The organism is Hydrogenophaga sp. (genome assembly GCF_031426985.1).
Taxonomy (GTDB): Bacteria; Pseudomonadota; Gammaproteobacteria; order Burkholderiales; family Burkholderiaceae_C; genus Hydrogenophaga.
Window position 1 is genome coordinate 22,324 of the sequence record NZ_JASJOY010000067.1, and the last position, 6,000, is coordinate 28,323.

General features: G+C 67.4%; 8 protein-coding genes. All 8 read right to left on the reverse strand.

Annotated elements, in window-relative coordinates:
- Positions 1 to 262 precede the first annotated feature (262 nt).
- Positions 263 to 808 (reverse strand): dTDP-4-dehydrorhamnose 3,5-epimerase, encoded by a 546-nt coding sequence (gene rfbC / locus RMP09_RS09170; protein ID WP_310565674.1) that lies wholly within the window; start codon positions 806 to 808, stop codon positions 263 to 265.
- Complete coding sequence (gene rfbA / locus RMP09_RS09175; RefSeq protein ID WP_310565675.1) at positions 805 to 1,692, reverse strand: glucose-1-phosphate thymidylyltransferase RfbA; 888 nt, start codon at positions 1,690 to 1,692, stop codon at positions 805 to 807. The genes rfbC and rfbA overlap by 4 nt, the downstream gene beginning before the upstream one ends.
- Before the next feature lie 17 nt (positions 1,693 to 1,709).
- Positions 1,710 to 2,609 carry a dTDP-4-dehydrorhamnose reductase gene (rfbD, locus tag RMP09_RS09180; protein WP_310565676.1) on the reverse strand — a complete coding sequence of 300 codons (900 nt, stop codon included), beginning with the start codon at positions 2,607 to 2,609 and terminating at the stop codon, positions 1,710 to 1,712.
- Entirely contained in the window at positions 2,606 to 3,673 is a 1,068-nt protein-coding gene (rfbB, locus tag RMP09_RS09185; protein WP_310565677.1) for a dTDP-glucose 4,6-dehydratase, read from the reverse strand. Before rfbB ends, rfbD begins: the two co-directional genes overlap by 4 nt.
- A gap of 91 nt (positions 3,674 to 3,764) precedes the next feature.
- Complete coding sequence (locus RMP09_RS09190; RefSeq protein WP_310565678.1) at positions 3,765 to 3,974, reverse strand: zinc-finger domain-containing protein; 210 nt, start codon at positions 3,972 to 3,974, stop codon at positions 3,765 to 3,767.
- Between the two features lie 118 nt (positions 3,975 to 4,092).
- Positions 4,093 to 5,034, reverse strand: a complete 942-nt coding sequence (locus RMP09_RS09195; protein WP_310565679.1) for a branched-chain amino acid transaminase — start codon at positions 5,032 to 5,034, stop codon at positions 4,093 to 4,095.
- A gap of 87 nt (positions 5,035 to 5,121) precedes the next feature.
- Positions 5,122 to 5,520, reverse strand: a complete 399-nt coding sequence (locus RMP09_RS09200; RefSeq protein WP_310565680.1) for a glycerate kinase — start codon at positions 5,518 to 5,520, stop codon at positions 5,122 to 5,124.
- Between the two features lie 121 nt (positions 5,521 to 5,641).
- The coding region (locus tag RMP09_RS09205; RefSeq protein WP_310565681.1) for a magnesium chelatase domain-containing protein at positions 5,642 to 6,000 on the reverse strand (359 nt) is incomplete at its 5' end.

The following is a 6,000-nucleotide window of genomic DNA, read 5'->3' on the forward strand; positions in this document are numbered from 1 at the left end:
TCGGCGCCGAACGGTCGCCAGCGTGGCCGAACTGTGGGCAAAGACGCGAAAAACCGCCCCCTCTCCCCCAAACAGGGGATAGGCGATTTTCATGCGGCAACGCACAATAGTTGCTGTTGCTGTCACAACATGTCTTACTACATGGACCCGGCAAACTCCACACGTTAGTACCAACGTTTGAATCTGGTCTCCCAACGACGTCCTTCCAAGGACTTTACAAAGCCACCGCAAGGTGGCTTTTTTTTGTCCCGGTGGCGGTGGTTCAGAGCGGTTCGGCCGCCGCCAGCGCCTTGCCTTGCTGGTCCTTGGCCGAGAGCAGCGGAGCCATGCCGATGTCGGGCCACTGGATGCCGATGGCGGGGTCGTTCCAGGCGATGCAGCGCTCGTGCTGGGGGGCGTAGTAGTCGGTGGTCTTGTACAGAAAGTCCGCCGTCTCGCTGAGCACCACAAAGCCGTGCGCAAAGCCGGCCGGCACCCAGGACTGGCGGTGGTTGTCCTCGCTCAGCTCCATGCCCACCCACTGACCGAAGGTCGGCGAGCCGCGGCGGATGTCCACCGCCACGTCGAACACCGCCCCGCGCACCACGCGCACCAGCTTGCCCTGAGGTTGCTGCAGCTGGTAGTGGAGGCCGCGCAGCACGCCTTTGGCGCTGCGGCTGTGGTTGTCCTGCACGAAGTGCAGGTCCAGACCGGTGGCCTCGTTGAAGGCCTTTTGGTTGAAGCTCTCGAAGAAGAAGCCTCGCGCGTCGCCGAACACCTTGGGTTCGATCACCATCACGTCGGGGATGGCGGTGGGCGTGGCTTTCATCGGCGTTGCTCCTCGCGCAACAGGCGCAGCAGGTACTGGCCGTAGCCGTTCTTGGCCAGGGGCTGGGCCAGGCGTTCGACCTGGGCGGCGTCGATCCAGCCGTTGCGCCAGGCGATCTCTTCCGGGCAGGCGATCTTCAGGCCCTGGCGCTGTTCCAGCGTGGCGATGAACTGGCCCGCGTCCAGCAGGCTCTCGTGCGTGCCGGTGTCCAGCCAGGCGTAGCCGCGCTGCATGATTTGCACCTTCAGTTGGCCGCGCTGCAGGTAGGCGTCGTTGACGGCGGTGATCTCCAGCTCGCCGCGCGCGCTGGGTTGGATCGAACGTGCGATATCCACCACCTGCTGGTCGTAGAAGTACAGGCCGGTGACGGCGTAGTTGCTCTTGGGCTGTTTCGGTTTCTCTTCGATGCTCACCGCCTTGCCTGCCGCATCGAACTCGACCACACCGTAGCGTTCCGGGTCCTGCACGTGGTACGCAAACACGGTGGCGCCCTCGGTCTGCGCGTGAGCGCCGGCCAGCAGGCCGGTGAAGTCGTGGCCGTAATAGATGTTGTCGCCCAGCACCAGGGCGCTGGGGTGGTTGCCCACAAAGTCGGCGCCAATGATGAAGGCCTGCGCCAGGCCGTCGGGGCTGGGCTGCACGGCGTACTGCAGGTTCATGCCCCACTGGCTGCCGTCGCCCAGCAGCTGGGCAAAGCGCGGCGTGTCCTGCGGGGTGCTGATGATCAGCACGTCCCGCATGCCCGCCAGCATCAGCGTGGTCAGCGGGTAATAGATCATGGGCTTGTCGTACACCGGCAGTAGCTGTTTGCTGATGGCCAGCGTGGCCGGGTGCAGCCGGGTGCCGGAGCCTCCGGCCAGGACGATGCCTTTGCGTTGTGTCATGGGTTCTCCCGGAGGCTTCAAAGGATTTCCGCGAGCATGCGGTCCACGCCCTGTTGCCAGGCGGGCAGGCGCAGGCCGAAGGTCTGCTGCAGGCGTGTGGTGTCCAGGCGCGAGTTGTGCGGGCGGCGCGCCGGCGTGGGGAAGGCGCTGGTGGGCACGGCCGCCACCTCCTGCACTGCCAGGGCCGTCTCGGGCTTGATCCGGCGCGCGGCATCGATCACGTGGCGGGCGTAGCCGTTCCAGGTGGTCTCGCCCGCGGCGGCCAGGTGGTAGGTGCCGGCGTCCTGCGGGCGCTGCAGCACTTGGCGGATGGCGTGCGCCGTCACGTCGGCGATCAGCTCGGCTCCCGTGGGCGCGCCGAACTGGTCGTCGATCACGGTCAGGCGTTCGCGGTCGGCGGCCAGGCGCAGCATGGTCTTGGCGAAGTTGCCGCCGCGCGCGGCGTAGACCCAGCTGGTGCGCAAGATCAGGTGGCGCGGGTGGGCCGCCGCGATCGCGCGCTCGCCGTCCAGTTTGGTCTGGCCGTAGACGTTGAGCGGGCCGGTGGGGGCGTCTTCCACCCAGGGGCGGTCGCCGCTGCCGTCGAACACGTAGTCGGTGCTGTAGTGCACCAGCCAGGCGCCGGTGGCGTTCGCGGCCTCGGCCAGCGCGGCAGGCGCTTCGGCGTTCAGGCGACGCGCCAGGTCGGCTTCGCTCTGTGCCTTGTCCACCGCGGTGTGGGCGGCGGCGTTGACGATCACGTCCGGCCGCAGCGTGAGCACCGTTCCACGGAGGCCGTCCAGGTCTTGCAGGTCGCCGCACAGGCCGCGCGCCGCGTCGCCCGTGCGGTCCAGCGCCACCAGCTCGCCCAGCGGGGTCAGGCTGCGCTGCAGTTCCCAGCCCACCTGGCCGTTCTGGCCCAGCAGCAGGATCTTCATGCCGCGGTGTCCGCGTACTGCTGGCTCACCCAATCGCGGTAGGCGCCGCTTTGCACGTGCGCCACCCAGTCCGGGTTCGCCAGGTACCACTGCACCGTCTTGCGGATGCCAGTCTCGAAGGTCTCGGCTGGCTTCCAGCCCAGTTCAGCTTCGAGCTTGCGCGCGTCGATGGCGTAGCGCCGGTCGTGGCCGGGGCGGTCGGTCACGTAGCTGATCTGGCTGGCGTAGGGCTGGCCGTCGGCGCGCGGGCGCAACTCGTCCAGCAGCGCACACACGGTCTGCACGATCTCGATGTTGGGCTTCTCGTTCCAGCCGCCCACGTTGTAGGTCTCGCCCACGCGGCCCGCTTGCAGCACGCGGCGGATGGCGCTGCAGTGGTCTTTGACGTAGAGCCAGTCGCGGATCTGCATGCCGTCGCCGTACACCGGCAGGGCCTTGCCCGCCAGCGCGTTGACGATCATCAGCGGGATGAGCTTCTCGGGGAAGTGCAGCGGCCCGTAGTTGTTGCTGCAGTTGGTGGTGAGCACCGGCAGGCCGTAGGTGTGGTGCCAGGCGCGCACCAGGTGGTCGCTGGCGGCCTTGCTGGCGCTGTACGGGCTGTTGGGTTCGTAGCGGTTGTTCTCGGCGAAGGCCGGGTCGGTGGCGGCCAGGCTGCCGTAGACCTCGTCGGTGCTCACGTGCAGGAAACGGAAGGCTTCTTTCTCACTGGCCGGCAGTGCGGCCCAGTACCCGCGCACGGCGTCCAGCAGGCGGAAGGTGCCGACCACATTGGTCTGGATGAACTCGCCCGGGCCGTGGATGCTGCGGTCCACATGGCTCTCAGCCGCGAAGTTGATGACGGCGCGCGGACGGTGCTCGGCCAGCAGGCGGGCGATCAGCTCGGCGTCGCCGATGTCGCCCTGCACGAAGACGTGGCGCGCATCGCCTTGCAGGCTCGCGAGGTTCTCGCGGTTGCCGGCGTAGGTGAGTTTGTCGAGGTTGACGACGGGTTCATCCGACTGGGCCAGCCAGTCGAGCACGAAATTGGCGCCGATGAAGCCGGCGCCGCCGGTCACGAGGATCATGGGTTTCCCTGGTCTGTGTGTCTGGTCCGGGGGGCTGGCCCGGCTCTGGTGATGCAATGGCCCCGTGACCGCAGTGGCGGCCGCGTCGATGTCAGTGGCCGTGCGCCACCACCTCGCCCGCCTTGAGGCGGTACACCGTGCCGCAATAAGGGCAGCGGGCCTCACCGGTCCTGGCCACGTCCAGGTAGACCTTGGGATGGCTGCTCCACAGCGGCATGTGCGCCTTGGGGCTGGGGCAGAACACGCCGCCCTGGTCGTTCAGGTCGGCGGCGGCGAGTTCGATCGTGGAAGAGGTGCTCATGTGATTATTCCTGTTTGCTGAGAGCGCCAGGGCTCCATCAAGGGGCGCCGCGGAACCGGCTTTGCCGGGCCGCAGGTGCCGCCCCCTTGGGGGTGACGCCGCAGGCGGCGCGGGGGAGTCAGACCTTGCTCAGCCAGTGGGCGTACTTGTCATTGCGGCCACCGACGATGTCGAAGAACGCGCTCTGGATTTTCTCGGTGATCGGGCCGCGGCTGCCGGCGCCCAGCTCGATGCGGTCGAGTTCGCGGATCGGGGTCACTTCGGCGGCGGTGCCGGTGAAGAAGGCCTCGTCGGCGATGTAGACCTCGTCGCGCGTGATGCGCTTCTGCACGATCTCCAGGCCCAGGTCCTTGGCGATGTGGAACACCGTGTTGCGGGTGATGCCGTTGAGCGCGCCGGCCGACAGGTCGGGCGTGTAGATCACGCCGTTCTTGACCACGAAGATGTTCTCGCCCGCGCCTTCGGAGACGAAGCCCGAGCTGTCGAGCAGCAGGGCCTCGTCGTAGCCCTCGTCGGTCACTTCCATGTTGGCCAGGATGGAGTTGGTGTAGTTGCTCACCGCCTTGGCCTGCGTCATGGTGATGTTGACGTGGTGGCGCGTGTAGCTGCTGGTCTTGACGCGGATGCCGCGCTTCATGCCCTCTTCACCCAGGTAAGCGCCCCAGGCCCAGGCGGCGACCATCAGGTGGATGGTGTTGCCCTTCGGAGAAACGCCCAGCTTTTTGTCGCCGATCCAGGTCAGGGGGCGCAGGTAGCAGCTCTCCAGCTTGTTCTCGCGCACCACGGCCTTCTGGGCCTCGTTCACTTCTTCCTTGGTGAACGGCAGCTTCATGCGCAGGATCTTGGCGCTGTTGAACAGTCGGTCGGTGTGTTCTTCCAGGCGGAAGATGGCGGTGCTGCCGTCGGCCGTCTTGTAGGCGCGCACGCCCTCGAAAGCGCCGCAGCCGTAGTGCAGCGTGTGGGTCAGCACGTGGATCTTGGCGTCGCGCCAGTCCACCATCTGGCCGTCCATCCAGATCTTGCCGTCGCGGTCGGACATCGAGGGAATCACGGGGCTCATGCGGGGTCCTTTGGGTCTTGGGATGCGGCGGCGCCGGCCGGCCCCGCCAAAAACGCCCATTTTAGGTGCCCGCTTCGGGGCCGTGGCTCAGTCTTGTGCCGGCGGGCGCTGCAGTTCCCAGGTGCTCACGCGGCCGCCCTGCAGGGTGACGCTGACCGTTGAGCCGCCGTTGTCGGTCCAGCGGTAACGCTCGGGCTCTTCGCCTTCGGCGCTCAGGCGTTCGCCCAGCGAACGCGTCATGGCGATCACGTGCATCAGGTTCACGCCGGGCTTGAGCCGGGCGTTGAACATCACGGCGCTGTCCACATGGCCGATCGGGCGCCGGGCGGCGCGCTGCATCACCGTCAGCATGCGCGTCCAGTGCAGCAGCAGCCAGAACACCAGGCCGCCGCTGACGGCGAAAAAGCCGGGCCAACCGTATTGGCGCGCCGCGAAGGCGAGCAGGCCGATGACGAGCAGGGGGATGGCGATGCGCTGGAGGTTCATGGGGTGATTTTCGGTGGGCCTGGGCCGCGCACGATGACGGTTTACGCGTATGAGGGGCGCCAGCCGATGCCGCGGAACCGCCCATCGACAAGCTCAGGACGGGCCACGGGCATCGCAGGGATCAAGCCAGGCTGCGGGCCAGCTCCATGGCCTCTTCGATGCGGTCCACGCCGTGGATGGTCAGCCCCTCGAAGGCCTTGTCGTTCTTCTTGGGCGCATTGGCCTTGGGCACCACCGCCACACTGAAACCCAGCTTGGCGGCTTCCTTCAGGCGCTCCTGACCGCGCGGCGCGGGGCGCACCTCGCCGGCCAGGCCCACCTCGCCAAACGCGATGAAACCCTTGGGCAGCGCTTTGCCGCGCAGGCTGCTGGTGATGGCCAGCATCACGGCCAGGTCGGCCGCCGGCTCGCTGATGCGCACGCCACCCACGGCGTTGACAAACACGTCCTGGTCCATGCAGGCCACGCCGGCGTGGCGGT